Here is a 16,082-nt window from a genome sequence, read left to right on the forward strand (position 1 = left end):
TCCGGGCTAATTTGAAGGAATAACTGTGCGCGAAAAATTTTTGGTCCAATCCGAGTTGCTGACCCATTCGTCCGCCTTGTCCGCAGGCATGGGTCGGCCGATATGATAGCCTTGGGCATCATCGCAACCCATCATATTCAAACGCCGCAATAATTCTTCGTTTTCCACACCTTCTGCCACCACTTTCAGACCCAGGTTGTGAGCAAGATGGATGGTGGAATTCACGATGACTTCGTCCTGTTTATCTTCAAGCATATTGCGCACAAATGAATAATCAATCTTGAGCGTTTGTACCGGCAGTCGTTTGAGGTATGCAAGGGAGGAGTAGCCGGTGCCGAAATCATCAATAGCCAGCAACACGCCCAGCTCGTGCAACTGATCCAATACCCGCATAGCGCGGTTGGGGTCGGTCATGATAGAGCTTTCGGTGATTTCCAATTCAAGATACTTGGGCGGTAACTGGTATTGCTGCAACAGACGCATAATTTGTTTGGGCATGTTTTCATCAAGCAGATTGCGCGCAGACAAATTCACCGCCACCGTCACCGCCAGCCCCTGATCGTGCCACGACCGACACTGCTCGATACTTTTTTCCAGCACCCAGGCCGTCATGGGGTGAATCAAACTGGTCATTTCAACAATCGGTATAAACTCGCCGGGAGGCACAAACCCCAGCTCCGGATGGTTCCAGCGCAACAGCGCTTCAAACCCATAAAAGCAATTGGATTCCAGCGAGACCTTGGGTTGGAAATATAAGCGCAATTGATCTTCACGAATTGCGCGGCCCAACTCACCCATCAGCGCCAGACGCTTGGGTGAATGCGGATCGTATTCCGGGTTGTATAGCGACAGCCCGGACATTTCTGTCTTGGCGCGGTACATGGCCACATCGGCATAACGCATCATGGTACTGACATCCTTTGCCTGGTTCGGGCACAAGGAAATCCCGATACTGGCACTGATCTCGGTACAAAAACCTTCAACATCAAATTCCTGGCGCAGGGCGTCCAGCACGCGGTGGCCAAAGACTATCGCTTGCCGCTGATTGCGGATGCGCGGCAAGAAGATGGCAAACTCATCACCCCCAAGACGCGCGATCAAACCCGGCATCTCGGACATTTCTGTCTCCAGGCGCGGACCGATCAACTGAAGAAGACGATCGCCGACCTGATGCCCCAAGGTATCGTTGATCTCTTTAAAGCGATCCAGATCGATCAGCATCAGAGCACACAAATGCCCTTCTTCGCGGTGGTGAATCCAGTGGTCTATCTCGCGATAGAGTTTGATTCGGTTCGGCAACTTGGTGAGCGCATCATGGGTAGACTGGTATTCGAGACGATCTTCATAACGTTTGCGTGCCGTAATATCTTTGGTGGTTCCCCAGACCCGACGCAACAACCCATTTTCTACCACGCCGACGCAGGAAATTTGATAGCACAGACGGCGGCCTTTGCTGTCTTCGCGCACAATATCGTGATCAACCAATTGATAACGTTTTTCCACGAAGTGGTGTAGATCAAACAGGTAATTTTGCGACCCGCTATCCACCAAACCTGAACCCAAAATCTCGTTAATATCCTGTGCTCCCAACATTCGCACCAGCACTTTGTTGCACTCGGATAACCGCGCACTCTGTGCAATATCTGTTACCTGTTGTTCCAGCTCTGCGGTGGTGTCGACCGGGGGATCATGTCGTAACACCAGATGGCTTCAGAGCTGTTGGCGATAAATGCTTTGTAGCGCGCTTCACTTTCTTCAAGGGCGCGCTCTTTAATTAAATTGTCGGTAATATCGGTCATTACCAGCAACAAACCGCTGACTTGACCGGCATTATCCAGGGTGGGAATTTTATCGACGGTAAACCAACACTGCGCACCATCAACGTGGGTACTTTCGATGGATTTCAGTATGGGTTGGCCCGTGCGAATCACTTGCATGATTTCACGTTGACGCTCCGCCGGATCATCCCAAAAACGGGCAACCTCGATAAAACTCTTTCCGGCTGCAGCATCGCCAATCAATTTAAGCGCTAATAAATTACTGTCCTTGATCATGCCCCAACGATCCAGGTACCAAATCGCCGAATGCATGGAATCGAGCAGTAAATGTAATTCTTTGCGTTGATTTTCCAAGGTTTCCTCAATCGCTTTTTGACGGCTGATTTCTGTCAACACCTGGCCCACGCCAACAACATTATCGGCCGCATCCTTAACCGGAAAACGGGCACTGACAAAGGTACTTCTAAACTTTTCGCCTTGTGCGCCATCCTGCGCGGGTAATATTTCCTCCGCTTGCGCCACATCATGGCCTTGCAGTATTTGTTGGTCCTGCCAGGCAAGCCGCGCTGCCGTAGCCGGGTCAAATAATTCCGCATCCGTTTTACCGCATATTTCTTCGAGGTCACGACCGAGCCAGGATGAAAAACTCTGGTTTACCAACAGATAATGTCCCGTTACCGACTTGACGGTAATCAGGCTCCGGGAATTATTAATCAAGCTGTAAAGTAATTGATCCTGTTGCTGTAAGGCTTCGCTGGCACCGAACTCCAGCGAACAGTCCTGTATCTGCACCAGCATTCGGGCTACCTTGCCATTGCGATCTTTCAACGGCAGAAAGTGCGCACGCAAATAAAGCTTCGGCTTATCCAATAATTTATTGCGATGCAGATGACCCAGTGGATAATACAAGTCAAAACTGACACTGTGCCCTTGTTCATATGCCCGCTTTATTTGCGTTAATGCATGCGTATCGGCGCTGATGTTTTTGTCTTTGAATAAATTGTAGTGCCCAACTGCCCTGATTGCCTGGCGCGGCGTGAGATTGAGGAGTTTTTCAAGCGCCTGGTTTTGCTGCAACACAATGCCGGTGCTGTCTGTCATGATGCTGGGAACAGGACTTTCAGCAAATAAATTCCCTAACCATTGTTGAATCGTTTCCGGGCCAGGATTAGCCAACCAATGATTGCTGCTAACCACAACACCTTGAAAACAAAGCCCCGCTTCGCTGTGGATATCACGCGTTATTCGACCAATAAAACGCAAACGCGGTGAGCTCACTAACGCAGCGAGGCGCACTTCGCATGAATGCATTTGTGCCGGATGGTGTGAAGATTGGGTAAGCGTGTTAATGCCAAAGGTTTTTTGAAATATATAGCTATCTGCCGCCGGCATCAGCGACAGGAGATCGTCGATTCTGGCAAGGGGTACAACCAGCTCCGGCAACAGATCGTAGAAGTGCGCGGATACCTGCAGTTCACCGCTTTGCGGACGCAGGCACCATACCGCCATCTCCGAGGCATATAATGCGCTGTCGAATTGCAGGCCCGTTTGTTTTAGTGGTTGATTCAGAAGTGAAACCCTTTGTCACGACCGCTGATAGCCATAAGTGTAGACAAGAATTATCAGACTGCTGATGAATTGAAAAAATGACCGAAACGCCAGCGAAGATCGCCGGCATTCTGTTAAGAAGTGTGAATTTTTTATTCGGGAAAATGCTACCTGGCGACAAAAATCCCGGCAAACCTATCTAATGCAGTACTCGCTTCACTCAGTAGTGTGGCGGCCGTTCGTCGAGCGGTTTTTCGTCGCCCTGCTCCTGTTGATAAAGCGCGTCATCAAGACGCTTGGCCAGCAGGCGCAGCTGTTGTTGCAAGGTCAGGATTTCCTGGTCTTGTTTGGCAACCACCTGATTCAGTTGCGTCAGGGTATCCTCCTGAAAGGCGACCCGGGTTTGCAGTTCTATCAGTTGCTCTTGCAGTTCGTTCATAGCGGTTTCCCCGTCAAGCGTTAATCACATGTTGATACGCTGCATCAATCAAACGGATGGCCCGATGATCAATTAACAGGCTTTGGCCCATGCGCGAGGTTACATAACCAAACCCCAAACCGTAATCCGGGTCCGCAAAACCCAGCGAGCCGCCAGAACCCGGATGACCGAATGCCGTTGCGCCGCGCCCGAAGCGACAATCCGGGCGATCCTGGGGCAGCATAAACCCGTGACCGAAACGCAGACGTAACCCTAAGACACGATCATCCTCTGCAGACAGTTCCTGCGAACAAAGCTGGCGTTGGGCCGGTGACAACAGCTCCACATCATCCAGACGCCCTTCATTGGCTAATGCGCCGAAGATCCTGGCCAGCGCCACCGCATTGGTGTGACCATTGGCCGCTGGAATCTGTGCCTGCCGCCAGGCCGGGCTGTTGGTAGCCGTCATAAAGCTCACCGGATTGCCGAATGCCCGGTTGGTCACGCCCCGCGGGTCGGCTTTCATGATCTTGCCCAACGCCAGGCTATCCGCACCATGACTGTTGATGACCAACCCGTTGGGGTTTTTCAAGGGCGCGGTATCTGCCAAATGGACTTGCTGCTCCGGTGGTACGCCAAAGCGGCAGCGAATACCTAAAGGCTGGGCCACTTCGCGCTGAAAATAGTCATCGAAGCTGGCGCAACCACTGGCTCGTTTAATCAATTCACCCAAAATCCAGCCGTAAATAAACGGTGAATACCCTTGGGCGGTACCAGGTTCCCACCAGGGTTTTAACGCGGCAATTTCGTCGACCATTTTCTGCCAGTCGAAGATGTCTTCGTATTCCAGCAGGCCGCGAAAAGCTGACAGGCCGGTGCGGTGACACATCACCTGGCGAATGGTGATATCACCTTTGTTTTCCTGCGCAAATTCCGGCCAATAATCCGCGACTGGTTTATCCAGAACAAGCGAGCCACGCTCTGCCAATTGCAGGACGCACAATGCCACCAATGCTTTGCCGACGGAAAAAATATTGACGCAGGTGTCTTCCTGCCAAGGCTGCCCTGTTACTCCGGCCCCCTGATTGTCACGCACGCCGGCCCAGATATTGACTACCGGCTCACCGAAGCGATAGATCGCCAGCGCTGCGCCCTGCTCACCCATCTCGGTAAAATTGCGCGTGAATGCCTCAACGACGGGTTCCCAGGCGTTATCCCATTTACCCTCAATCATGTGTTTGCTCCCTTTTATCATGTGCTTGCTTCGGGGCTTGCTCATCTGCCACAACCGGGCCGGGAAGGCTGGCAAAGTAATAGCTCAATGCCAGAATATCTTCATCATCCATAGTCTTTGCGATGGAACTCATCATCGGGTTTTCCCTGGTTCCGTCGCGAAATGCGCGCAGCTGTTCCGCCAGATAGGCCTGCGGTCGGCCGGCGATGGAAGGATAAGAAGCCACTCGCGAGATGCCCTTGGGGCCATGGCATCCGACACACATGCGCGCTGTCTGGCTGCCCATCTGGACCCGCTGCTCTTCCTGCGACAAGGCTGTTGCCGGCGATGGCGCCTGATCTGAACAAGCCAGCAAGGCCAGCAATAACCCGACCGCGCTAAGGGCACGGGGCAGAATGAATAAGTTAGTCAGCTTCACACGGGTACCCGATTAATGGTTATAAGTTGAAAACGCGCGGAATTCTAACACTGCTCACCCGGCACCACCCAAGCCAATTGCGCTATCATCACCGCCAGTCTAATGCTCGTCTAATGGGGGATCTTTATGAGTAAAAACAGCCGCCTGGTCTATTCCACCGAAACTGGTCGTATCAAAGAAGAAAAAGCGTCTCCCCAAGCGGCCCCCCAAGGCGACGGTATTGTCCGCATTCGTCGTGAAACCGCTGGCCGTAACGGCAAAGGCGTCACCACGATAAGCGGCATCCCAACAACCGGTGATGAGTTGAAAAATATCGCCAAGCAGTTAAAACAACTCTGCGGCGGTGGCGGCGCGGTAAAAGATGGCGTCATTGAAATCCAGGGTGATCACCGCGACAAGATCAAGACCGATCTGGAAAAGCGCGGTTACACCGTCAAGCTTGCCGGTGGTTGAGATGGACAGCAATCAACCCGATCCCCAACTGTTGCGTGACCTCGTTACCCAGGAGATGCCCTTCGGCAAATACCAGGGCCGCCTGCTGGCCGACTTGCCGGAACCCTATCTGGTGTGGATGGCGGGCAAGGGTTTCCCCAAAGGCAAACTGGGCCAACAGCTGGCGTTGCTGTACGAAATTAAACTGAATGGCCTCGAAGGTTTGTTGAAACCTCTGCGCGCCGCTGGCCGCAATTAACCCCCCTTTTACTGGCCTGCTTTTTGCTCTACCTCTGGTAATTATTCCCAACGCCGTTTTTTTGACAGAGAGGTAGCATGCATGGATATGGAAACCTTATTACAGCTGAGTGAAACCTCACTCAAGATGGGGTTTGGTGCCCTGATTGCCGTATTAAGCGGCTGGCTGGTACTGCGGCGCCAGCAAACACAAACATTGTCACCGGGCAATCGGCGCTTACAGGTTTTGGAGGAGGTATCCGCCAATGTGGGGACGGTAAGCCATATCTTCGCCAAATATTCGACACTGGTATTGGAGTCCATTCAGTTCGGCGAAAAGTGGCCCGTGGCGCGCAAGCTGGAACTGGATGTGATAAATGCTGAGCTGGTAGCAGAGTTCAAAAAACTGGCGGAGGCAGAAGCCAAATTGCTGATGCTGGGGGAAAAGAACATGGAGCGCAGCTTGCGCTTATACGGCGCCAGAATTGCGTTGTTCCGCAAGCAAGTGTACGTCGGCCGCCAGGATATTACCCAGGAACAAATTACTGCCTTGAAACAATCAATCTTACAGATCCGCGAGCAGTTTTATGACATGCTGAGTCGCAAATACGACCGCCTGCTGGCTAACGCCTGATCAATCTTTGCCCCATTTCTCGCCGCGCCTCGGCAATCGCCGGGGCCGTTGTAGCCAAAAAATCCCTGTCCTGACATCAATTACGCTAGAATGCCCGCCTTTTAACTCGGCCAGCAGCCATATCCAGAGACGTTAACCTGTGATCTCCACCGCCAATATCACCATGCAATTTGGTGCAAAGCCCCTGTTTGAAAATGTGTCCGTCAAATTCAATAACGGCAACCGTTACGGCCTGATTGGTGCCAACGGTTGCGGCAAATCCACGTTTATGAAGATCCTCGGCGGTGACCTGGAAGCGTCCGCCGGCCAGGTGATGCTGGAACCGAATACGCGCCTCGGGAAACTCAAACAGGATCAATTTGCCTATGAAGATTTCACCGTGCTCGATACGGTGATTATGGGACATACTGAACTCTGGCAAGTGAAATCCGAACGCGACCGCATCTACAACCAGGCGGAGATGAGTGAAGCGGACGGCATGCGCGTGGCAGAACTCGAAGTCGCCTTTGCCGAGATGGATGGTTATACCGCTGAAGCGCGGGCCGGTGAATTGCTACTCGGTCTGGATATTCCCATTGAACAACACAATGGTCTGATGAGCGCGGTTGCACCGGGTTGGAAGCTGCGTGTGCTCCTGGCACAGGCCTTGTTTTCCGATCCCGAAGTGCTGCTGCTCGACGAGCCAACCAACAACCTCGACATCAACACCATTCGCTGGCTTGAAGGCGTGCTCAACCAACGCAACAGCACCATCATTATTATTTCGCACGACCGCCACTTCCTGAACGCTGTCTGCACGCATATGGCAGATCTGGATTACGGCGAGTTGCGCATTTATCCCGGCAACTATGATGATTACATGATGGCCTCAACCCAGGCGCGGGAAAAGTTGCTGAATGAGAATGCCAAAAAGAAAGCGCAGATTGCCGAGCTGCAAACCTTCGTCAGCCGCTTCTCCGCCAACGCGTCCAAAGCGAAACAAGCCACCTCACGCGCGCGACAAATTGAAAAGATCCAATTGGAAGACGTTAAGCCCTCCAGCCGCGTCAGCCCTTACATAAGGTTTACACAGAATAAAAAACTGCACCGCCAGGCAGTCACCCTCGATCAGGTATCCAAAAGCTTCGATAAAACCCTGTTCGATGACCTGAGCCTGCAAGTGGAAGCCGGCGAACGGATTGCCATCATCGGCCCCAACGGCGCAGGTAAAACAACGCTATTACGCTGCCTTTATGGCGACCTGACACCAGACAGCGGTACAGTAAAGTGGGCCGAGCAAGCCGAGATCGGTTACTTCGCACAAGATCACGCCGCCGACTTTACCGAAGACAGCAATTTATTCGACTGGATGAAACAATGGACCAAAGGCGACGAACAACTGGTGCGCGGCGCGCTGGGTCGGATGTTGTTTTCCAACGATGAAGTTAAAAAGCATGTGAAGGTATTGTCCGGCGGTGAAAAAGGTCGGATGTTGTTTGGCAAACTCAGCTTGATCAATCCGAATGTGATGCTGCTTGATGAGCCGACCAATCACCTGGATATGGAATCGATTGAGGCTTTGAACCTGGCGCTGGAAAACTACCCCGGCACGCTGATTTTTGTCAGCCACGACCGTGAATTTGTGTCTTCGCTCGCTACGCGAATTATTGATATGCAACCCAGCGGATTAATTGATTTTCATGGTAACTATGAAGATTATTTGCGGAGCCAGGGAATTTACACCAGTTAATTTCGCTCACAAAAAAGCCCGCGATTGCGGGCTTACAGAATCTATTGGCACCCTAGCGAGTTTGGCGTTAGGCCTTTTGTTTCGAAACCTTCAAGTCAGGGATGACTTGAAGGAGCTACAGGGATGTATTCATGCGTTTTCGAAACAAAAGGCCTAATGACAAACGGATTCGAAGCGCCACTCTTTAGAGACAGAAAAACTAGGGATTACCGTAACTCATCAACCGTTGGTAACGACGTTCCAGCACATTATCAATGTGTTCCTTACTCAAGCGATCAACCTGATCCACCAAACGCTCTTGCAGTTTTACTGCCATGGCATCGATATTGCGATGGGCACCACCGAGCGGTTCAGGAATGGTTTCATCCACGATACCCAGATCTTCCAACACCTTGGAGGTAACACCCATCGCCTGTGCCGCTTCCGGCGCTTTGGCAACGGTCTTCCAGATGATATTGGCGCAGCCTTCCGGTGAGATAACAAAATAAGTGGAGTATTGCAGCATGTTGAGGTGATCGCCCACGCCAATGGCCAAGGCGCCACCGGATGAACCTTCGCCGATAACCGTACAAATAATCGGGGTGCGCAAACGTGACATTACCGCCAGGTTCTGCGCGATAGCTTCGGAGATGCCGCGCTCTTCCGAATCAATACCCGGGTAGGCACCGGGGGTATCAATCAGCGTTAACACGGGCAATTTGAAGCGCTCTGCCATCTCCATCAGACGCAATGCCTTGCGATAACCTTCGGGCTTCGGCATACCGAAATTACGGTACACCTTGTCGTGCACGGTGCGGCCTTTTTCTTCGCCAATCACCATCACCGGCTTGCCATCCAGGCGTGCAACACCGCCAATGATCGCTTTGTCGTCACCAAAGTGACGATCACCATGCAACTCGTCCCAATCGGTAAATACCCGACTGATGTAATCAGAGGTATAAGGACGTTGTGGATGGCGGGCCACCTTAACGACGTCCCAGGGAGTGAGGTTGGAATAAATACTTTCGGTCAGCTTGGTGCTCTTTTCACGCAGCTTGGCGATCTCGTCCGCAATATTAAGATCGTTGGCATTGCCAACCAGTTGCAGCTCTTCGATTTTGCCTTCCAGGACCGCAATCGGCTGTTCAAAATCCAGATAATTCAGATTCATATCACTAACTGGCTCAAGGTTTGGGTGTGTTGCGTGGTGATTTATTCAGGTGCCACTCCGGATGAGTCTCCAGATATGCCGGGCACGATAAGGTCGCCTAAGATACGCTAAAGTGCCCCGCGAGTCGACCTCCGAGGCGTATTTTCCTGATGAAATGTAAAAGCAATCAATGGCTTAGCAGGCAGACGATCGACTAATAAACCAGCCGCACCTTGGCTGTTCCATACTGGTCACGCAGGCGTTGTAACAAATCATCCTCCGGTCGGACCAGCCAGGCGTTGCCGAGACGAAGCTGCGCTCGTGCGTTGCTGCGCTGGTAGTCGATAACCAGGGGGCAGCGCCCTTCACGGTAAGGATCAAGAATACTGCTCAACTCACGGATAAAGTTTGCCGGCAAATTACCTGATTCCAGCTCCAGGCATAGTTCCCGCGCCTTTTCCTGACGCACATCGGACAACAGGCTGATGGTGTCAGCACGCATCTTCAGTAAGCCGTTGTAATCGTCGTAACTCACCTGGCCGTTGATCACCAGCAAGCCATCTTTCATCAACAAATCGCGGGACTGATTGTAGGCATCCGAAAAGATTGCCACTTCAATGCGTCCGGTACGATCATCCAGGGTTACAAAAGCCATGGTGTCGCCGCGCTTGGTTTTCATTACACGTTGCGCAACAACCAGGCCCGCAACGGTCTGGTTACTTTTCTCCGGTTTCAAATCCGCAATGCGCGATGACACCAGATGGTTCAATTCACTGTCGTATTCGTCGATGGGGTGACCAGTGAGATACAAGCCAAGAGTTTCTTTTTCCGCGTGCAGGCGCTCTTTCATGGTCCAACTGCGCACGCGATGAAAATCGCGGTATACGTCTTCATCAGAAGCGGCACTGGGCACTACATCGCCGAATAAATCCATCATCCCGGCGCTGCTGTTCGCGGCAGATTGTTCAGCCGTTTTCACTGCCTCATTCATCGCTGCAAACATCACCGCGCGATCATGATCGATATTGATACCCGGCCCGAGCTTATCGGCTGCACCGGAACGAATCAGTGCTTCCAGCGCGCGCTTGTTGACTTTTCGTGGATCAACACGCGCGCAGAAATCAAATAAATTTTTAAACGGCCCACCTTCATTGCGCGCGGCGATAATGCTGTCTACCGGTCCCTCACCCAAGCCTTTGATAGCGCCCAAACCATAGATAATATTGCCTGCGTCATTCACCGTGAAATGAAATTCACCGCTGTTCACATCGGGCGGCAACGGCATCAACTTCATCTGACGGCACTCTTCGATGAAGGTTACTACCTTGTCGGTTTTATCCATGTCCGATGACATGGTTGCGGCCATAAAGTGTGCCGGATAATGTGCTTTCAACCAGGCGGTTTGGTAAGACACAATGGCGTAAGCAGCCGAGTGGGATTTGTTAAAACCGTAGCCCGCAAACTTTTCTACCAGATCAAAGATTTTGATCGCCAGGTCAGGATCGACGCCTTGTTTTTTTGCACCGTCCTCAAATACTTCGCGCTGCTTGGCCATTTCCTCGGGCTTTTTCTTACCCATAGCGCGACGCAACATGTCTGCACCGCCGAGCGTGTATCCGGCAAGCACCTGGGCAATTTGCATAACCTGTTCTTGATAAACGATAACGCCGTAGGTCGGTTCAAGCACCGGCTTCAAGCTGGCATGCTGAAATTTTGCATCGGGATAGGCAACCTGCGCGCGCCCGTGTTTCCGGTTGATAAAGTCATCAACCATGCCCGACTCCAACGGACCTGGGCGAAACAAGGCAACCAATGCGATCAGGTCTTCAATATTATCCGGCTGCAAGCGCTTGATCAGATCTTTCATGCCGCGCGATTCCAACTGGAATACCGCGGTTGTCTCTGCGCGCTTTAACAAGCTAAAGGTTTTTTGGTCATTCAGTGGGATTGCATTGATATCCAGCGGCGGCTCGCCTTTTTTGGCACGCTGCTTGTCGATCATCAGGCGCGCCCAATCGATGATGGTCAGGGTGCGCAATCCGAGGAAGTCGAACTTTACCAGGCCCGCTTCTTCCACATCATTTTTATCGAATTGTGTTACCAAGCCGCTACCGGTTTCATCGCAAAACAGCGGTGAGAAATCCGTGAGTTTGGTGGGCGCGATCACCACACCACCGGCGTGCTTACCGACGTTGCGCGTCAAGCCTTCCAATTGCTTGGCCATCTCCCAGATTTCCTGGGCATCGCCGTCCATCTCTAAAAATTCACGCAGGATAGACTCTTGCTCCAGCGCCGCTTCCAGGGTCATGCCCGGCGTCGGGGGAATCATCTTGGATAATTTATCTGCAAGCCCGTATGACTTGCCTTGCACGCGTGCCACATCACGCACCACCGCCTTGGCCGCCATGGTACCGAAGGTAATGATCTGGCTGACCGCATCGCGACCGTAATTATCGGCCACGTAGGAAATCACTTTATCGCGGTTATCCATGCAGAAGTCGATATCGAAGTCGGGCATGGAAACCCGTTCCGGGTTGAGAAAACGTTCGAACAGCAAATCGTATTCAAGCGGATCAAGGTCGGTAATTTTTAGCGAGTAAGCGACGAGAGAACCCGCACCGGAACCCCGCCCCGGCCCAACGGGAATATCGTGATCTTTAGCCCACTGGATAAAGTCCATCACGATAAGGAAATAGCCGGGAAAACCCATCTGCACAATGATGTCGAGCTCGAAGGTCAAACGATCTTCATACTCTTTGCGTCGCTCAGCATAATTCGCCGCTGATTTATCGAGGATACGTTCGAGCCGTTCCTCTAACCCCTCGTGGGAAATCTTGCGGAAAAACCCCGCCTCGGTCATTCCCTCAGGAATTGGATATTCGGGCAGGAAGTATTTGCCCATTTGAATGGATACATTACAGCGCTTGGCGATTTCAACGGTGTTAGCGATAGCTTCGGGAATATCACTGAACAACTCCGCCATCTCTTCCGGCGAACGCAGGTATTGTTGATCGCTGTAGCGGCGCTCACGGCGCGGGTCATCCAGGGTGCGGCCTTCGCTGATACATACCCGCGCTTCATGAACTTCAAATTCATCACGCTTTATAAAACGCACATCGTTAGTAGCAACCACCGGGCATTGCATTTCATCCGCCAGCGCAACGGCCTGATGCAAATATTCTTCATCGTTTTCCCGACCGGTGCGCTGTAATTCAAGATAAAAACGATTGGGGAAATCGCGCATCCAACCCTGCAACAATTCGTGCGCTTGCGCCGCACGCCCCGCCAGCAAACACATACCGACATCGCCCAACTTTCCGCCGGAGAGCGCAATTACGCCTTCACTGTGTTCACTGATCCATTCGCGCTGTACATAGGCAACGCCCTGCTGTTGGCCGTGCTGCCAGGCACGGGAGATCAACGCAATAATATTTTTATAGCCGGTATTGTCTACCGCCAACAAGGTTAACAATGTAGGCTTGCCTTCAGTGTCGTTACTCGACATCAGGAAATCACTGCCCACTATCGGTTTGATACCGGCGCCTTGCGCCGCCTTGTAAAATTTAATGAGGCCGTAAAAATTGGTTTGATCGGTAACCGCGCAGGCAGGCATCTTCAATTCAGCCACACGTTTTACCAAGGGCTTGATACGCACCAGACTGTCGACCAGTGAGAATTCGGTATGGAGACGAAGATGGACAAAGTTAGTAGTCATACGCTTTTACTTTCTACGTTTATTAACGCGATGATCTGGAAGGATCGGGTAGAGGTTTGTGAGACCGTCAGCGGCAGGACGCCGCTGTCGAGCCCCCAGGGATGGGTTCACGGCGTGTATCACAAACCTCTACCCGACCCTTACTTCAACGTCGGAAATTAGAACAATTCTATTTGCGCAATTCGCGCCTTAACCGGCGCATAAGACTGGCGATGAATCGGCGTAACACCCAACTTTTCAAGTGCGTGCATATGAACTTTTGTCGGATAACCCTTGTGCTCAGCAAACCCATAACCGGGATATTGTTTGTCGAGTTCCAGCATCTCCCGGTCGCGCGCGACCTTCGCCAGGATAGATGCCGCGCTAATGGCCGCTACGCGGCTATCGCCTTTAACCACAGCTTCCGCTGCGTATTTCCATTTTGGTAGTTTGTTGCCATCCACCAACACATGTTCCGGCTGAATATGCAGCCCTTCAACAGCTCTTGTCATGGCCAATAAGCTGGCTTGCAGAATATTAATCTGGTCAATTTCAACAACGGTCGCGCGCGCAATACACCAGCTTTTCGCGTGCAACTGAATTTCATCGAATAAAAATTCACGACGTTTTTCGGTAAGCTTTTTGGAATCATTCAAGCCATCAATGGGTCGCTCCGGGTCCAGGATGACCGCTGCTGCAACAACATCCCAAGCCAAAGGGCCACGCCCGACTTCATCGACTCCGGCAAACAGATGTCCTGGATAACATGAAATAAATGGCTCAAGTAGCGTCATGCTGAAGCTCCTTTGTTTGAATAAGCTCCGCGATAGCATCCGCCGCGCGATCACTGGCATGGCGTTTTATAGATTGGTGCATGTCATAAAATGTGTCGCGCAATGCCTGGGTTTCTTGCGGATGCTCAAAATAATGCATTACGGCTGCGCTCATATTTTCCGGGGTTGCATCATCTTGCAATAATTCCGGGACTAACTTTTTTCCCGCCAGCAAGTTGGGTAAACCGACATAAGGTGTTTTTACCATACGCGACAAAATTGCCCAGGAAAGCCAGGATAGTTTGTAGGCGATCACCATCGGCCGTTTCAGCAGCATGGCTTCGAGGGCGGTGGTACCGGAGGCCATCAGGACGACATCAGCCGCCGCCATAACCGTTTGCGATTGACCGTTCACCAGATGGATGGGGTAATCAATATAACTACTAAGCTGCAAATGCAATTGCCGGTAGCGGTCTGCATTGGCAGCAGGAATGATAAATTGCAATGCGGGATTACGTCGCAAGCAATGTACCGCCGTCTCCATAAACAGCTGCCCGAGTCGTTCAACCTCATTGCTGCGACTGCCAGGTAACAGCGCCACAACTTTGGCATCCTGCGCAATGTGCAAAGTATTGCGTGCAGCTTGTTGATCAACATCCAACGGAATTTCATCAGCCAGGTGGTGACCGACAAATGCAACCGGAACCTGATGCTGTTGATAAAACTCTGCTTCAAACGGCAATAGCGTCAGCATTAAATCAACGGAGCGCGCTATTTTGTGAACACGTTTTTGTCGCCAGGCCCAAACCGAAGGACTGACATAGTGAGCGGTAAGAATACCTTTTTCTTTTAAATCGCCTTCAAGGGTCAGATTAAAATCCGGTGCATCAATACCGATAAAGACAGCGGGAGGGTTGGCAATAAAATGATCGCGTAAAAATGCGCGAATCTTTAGCAGTTCCGGTAAGCGTTTCAACGGTTCCACTAATCCCATAACCGCCAGGCGATCCTGCGGGAAAAATGAATGGAAGCCGAGCGCCAACATGCGTGGCCCACCGATACCGGAAAATTCTGCGTTAGGAAAATGTTTGCGCAATGCCGTCATGAGCCCTGCGCCGAGTATATCTCCCGATGCTTCTCCTACTACGATGCCGATACGCAAACGATCCGACATCTCGCCTCCTAGCGCACTATACCGCGAGACGATGATTTTAATGAATCGATGAGAATATTCAGAGCACTGCTGGTTTGTGCCATCTGCTCAAGTTCTGCAATGGCTTCATCGAGTGTCAAACCACGACGATAAATCAATTTGTACGCTTTGGTGATGTTGGTAATGTCTTCGGAGGTAAATCCCCGGCGACGTAAACCTTCAGCATTTACGCTTTTTGCTTCCGCGGGGCTACCGTTGACCATCACATACGCCGGCACATCTTTACCGATTGCTGTACCCATACCGCTAAAGCTGTGAGCGCCGATCTTGCAAAACTGATGCACCAGGGTAAAACCACTGAGAATAGCCCAGTCATCAATGTGCACATGCCCGGCCAATGCGGTGTTATTCACCAGAATGCAATGGTTACCAATCACGCTGTCGTGACCGATGTGTACATAGGCCATCAATAAATTGTGATGACCAATCGTGGTTTCGTGACGATCCTGAATAGTGCCGCGATGGATGGTGACACCTTCACGAATGATGTTGTTATCACCAATCACCAAGCGCGTTGGCTCGCCTTTGTACTTCAAATCGGGGGTATCCTCACCGACCGATGAGAATTGATAGATACGATTATGTTTACCAATAACCGTGGGGCCTTTGATAATTACATGCGACGCGATAACAGTACCCGCGCCGATTTCCACATCAGGGCCAATAATAGACCAGGGACCGACCTCAACATCGGAGGCCAGTTTGGCAGAGGGATGGATGATAGCTCGTGAATCAATCAAGGAATTATTCTCACCATTCTGGTTGACTGTGGTGTTGTCGATCCACCTGTATCACTCACGATCAAATATCAGCAGCAGCGAACAGAAGCCTACTTTAAAAGTCAG

At 51.5% G+C, this 16,082-nt stretch carries 15 protein-coding genes; 5 read left to right on the forward strand and 10 right to left on the reverse strand.

The genetic code is table 11. The annotated features are described in order from the left end of the window. Nucleotides 1–6: 6 nt before the first annotated feature. The 5 genes from CBR65_RS07730 to CBR65_RS07745 form a co-directional block, all read right to left on the reverse strand. Nucleotides 7–1,701 carry a bifunctional diguanylate cyclase/phosphodiesterase gene (locus tag CBR65_RS07730; protein ID WP_232461389.1) on the reverse strand — a complete coding sequence of 565 codons (1,695 nt, stop codon included), beginning with the start codon at nt 1,699–1,701 and terminating at the stop codon, nt 7–9. Then, entirely contained in the window at nt 1,647–3,287 is a 1,641-nt protein-coding gene (locus CBR65_RS22470) for a PAS domain-containing protein (RefSeq protein ID WP_232461390.1), read from the reverse strand. Before CBR65_RS22470 ends, CBR65_RS07730 begins: the two co-directional genes overlap by 55 nt. Before the next feature lie 259 nt (nt 3,288–3,546). Then, nucleotides 3,547–3,765 (reverse strand): SlyX family protein, encoded by a 219-nt coding sequence (locus CBR65_RS07735; RefSeq protein WP_087466322.1) that lies wholly within the window; start codon nt 3,763–3,765, stop codon nt 3,547–3,549. A gap of 13 nt (nt 3,766–3,778) precedes the next feature. Further along, entirely contained in the window at nt 3,779–4,978 is a 1,200-nt protein-coding gene (locus CBR65_RS07740; protein WP_232461391.1) for a serine hydrolase domain-containing protein, read from the reverse strand. Continuing rightward, entirely contained in the window at nt 4,971–5,396 is a 426-nt protein-coding gene (locus tag CBR65_RS07745) for a cytochrome c (RefSeq protein ID WP_087466324.1), read from the reverse strand. The genes CBR65_RS07740 and CBR65_RS07745 overlap by 8 nt, the downstream gene beginning before the upstream one ends. 126 nt (nt 5,397–5,522) lie before the next feature. Here CBR65_RS07745 and yciH point away from each other — a divergent pair, with 126 nt between their 5' ends. The 4 genes from yciH to CBR65_RS07765 all read left to right on the forward strand — a co-directional run bounded on the left by yciH (nt 5,523) and on the right by CBR65_RS07765 (nt 8,428). Continuing rightward, nucleotides 5,523–5,849 carry a stress response translation initiation inhibitor YciH gene (yciH, locus tag CBR65_RS07750; protein ID WP_087466325.1) on the forward strand — a complete coding sequence of 109 codons (327 nt, stop codon included), beginning with the start codon at nt 5,523–5,525 and terminating at the stop codon, nt 5,847–5,849. Between the two features lies 1 nt (nt 5,850). Then, a complete protein-coding gene (locus CBR65_RS07755; protein WP_087466326.1) occupies nt 5,851–6,087 on the forward strand; it encodes a DUF3820 family protein in 237 nt (78 codons plus the stop codon). A gap of 81 nt (nt 6,088–6,168) precedes the next feature. Further along, the gene (locus CBR65_RS07760) at nt 6,169–6,699 is read left to right on the forward strand and encodes an energy transducer TonB (protein ID WP_087466327.1); all 531 of its coding nucleotides are present in this window, start codon (nt 6,169–6,171) and stop codon (nt 6,697–6,699) included. A gap of 139 nt (nt 6,700–6,838) precedes the next feature. Next, nucleotides 6,839–8,428, forward strand: a complete 1,590-nt coding sequence (locus CBR65_RS07765) for an ABC-F family ATPase (protein ID WP_087466328.1) — start codon at nt 6,839–6,841, stop codon at nt 8,426–8,428. A 199-nt stretch (nt 8,429–8,627) separates the two neighbouring features. Here the strand turns inward: CBR65_RS07765 and CBR65_RS07770 are convergent, their stop codons facing one another. Next, nucleotides 8,628–9,578 (reverse strand): acetyl-CoA carboxylase carboxyltransferase subunit alpha, encoded by a 951-nt coding sequence (locus CBR65_RS07770; protein WP_087466329.1) that lies wholly within the window; start codon nt 9,576–9,578, stop codon nt 8,628–8,630. A 193-nt stretch (nt 9,579–9,771) separates the two neighbouring features. Beyond that, on the reverse strand, nt 9,772–13,272 hold the full coding sequence (gene dnaE, locus CBR65_RS07775; RefSeq protein ID WP_087466330.1) for a DNA polymerase III subunit alpha: 3,501 nt from the start codon (nt 13,270–13,272) through the stop codon (nt 9,772–9,774). Here dnaE and CBR65_RS22040 point away from each other — a divergent pair. Then, a complete protein-coding gene (locus CBR65_RS22040; RefSeq protein WP_157672011.1) occupies nt 13,252–13,434 on the forward strand; it encodes a hypothetical protein in 183 nt (60 codons plus the stop codon). The genes dnaE and CBR65_RS22040 overlap by 21 nt on opposite strands. Here CBR65_RS22040 and rnhB read toward each other — a convergent pair. From rnhB to lpxA, 3 genes are read right to left on the reverse strand one after another with little or no spacing between them, the layout of a single operon-like run. Then, nucleotides 13,431–14,045, reverse strand: coding sequence for a ribonuclease HII (rnhB, locus tag CBR65_RS07780; protein WP_087466331.1), 615 nt, complete (start codon nt 14,043–14,045; stop codon nt 13,431–13,433). The genes CBR65_RS22040 and rnhB overlap by 4 nt on opposite strands. Then, complete coding sequence (lpxB, locus tag CBR65_RS07785) at nt 14,032–15,198, reverse strand: lipid-A-disaccharide synthase (protein ID WP_087466332.1); 1,167 nt, start codon at nt 15,196–15,198, stop codon at nt 14,032–14,034. Before lpxB ends, rnhB begins: the two co-directional genes overlap by 14 nt. 8 nt (nt 15,199–15,206) lie before the next feature. Further along, nucleotides 15,207–15,977, reverse strand: a complete 771-nt coding sequence (gene lpxA, locus CBR65_RS07790; protein ID WP_087466333.1) for an acyl-ACP--UDP-N-acetylglucosamine O-acyltransferase — start codon at nt 15,975–15,977, stop codon at nt 15,207–15,209. Nucleotides 15,978–16,082: the final 105 nt, after the last annotated feature.

This window comes from Cellvibrio sp. PSBB006 (assembly GCF_002162135.1).
Lineage (GTDB): Bacteria > Pseudomonadota > Gammaproteobacteria > Pseudomonadales > Cellvibrionaceae > Cellvibrio.

Bases quoted from the DNA above. Each gene is read 5' to 3' on its own strand.
- yciH (WP_087466325.1), top strand. From the start codon at position 5,523: ATGAGTAAAAACAGCCGCCTGGTCTATTCCACCGAAACTGGTCGTATC.
- rnhB (WP_087466331.1), bottom strand. From the start codon at position 14,045: ATGACGCTACTTGAGCCATTTATTTCATGTTATCCAGGACATCTGTTT.
- CBR65_RS22040 (WP_157672011.1), top strand. From the start codon at position 13,252: ATGGACAAAGTTAGTAGTCATACGCTTTTACTTTCTACGTTTATTAAC.
- CBR65_RS07735 (WP_087466322.1), bottom strand. From the start codon at position 3,765: ATGAACGAACTGCAAGAGCAACTGATAGAACTGCAAACCCGGGTCGCC.
- CBR65_RS07760 (WP_087466327.1), top strand. From the start codon at position 6,169: ATGGATATGGAAACCTTATTACAGCTGAGTGAAACCTCACTCAAGATG.
- lpxB (WP_087466332.1), bottom strand. From the start codon at position 15,198: ATGTCGGATCGTTTGCGTATCGGCATCGTAGTAGGAGAAGCATCGGGA.
- CBR65_RS07740 (WP_232461391.1), bottom strand. From the start codon at position 4,978: ATGATTGAGGGTAAATGGGATAACGCCTGGGAACCCGTCGTTGAGGCA.
- CBR65_RS07770 (WP_087466329.1), bottom strand. From the start codon at position 9,578: ATGAATCTGAATTATCTGGATTTTGAACAGCCGATTGCGGTCCTGGAA.
- dnaE (WP_087466330.1), bottom strand. From the start codon at position 13,272: ATGACTACTAACTTTGTCCATCTTCGTCTCCATACCGAATTCTCACTG.
- CBR65_RS22470 (WP_232461390.1), bottom strand. From the start codon at position 3,287: ATGGCGGTATGGTGCCTGCGTCCGCAAAGCGGTGAACTGCAGGTATCC.
- CBR65_RS07755 (WP_087466326.1), top strand. From the start codon at position 5,851: ATGGACAGCAATCAACCCGATCCCCAACTGTTGCGTGACCTCGTTACC.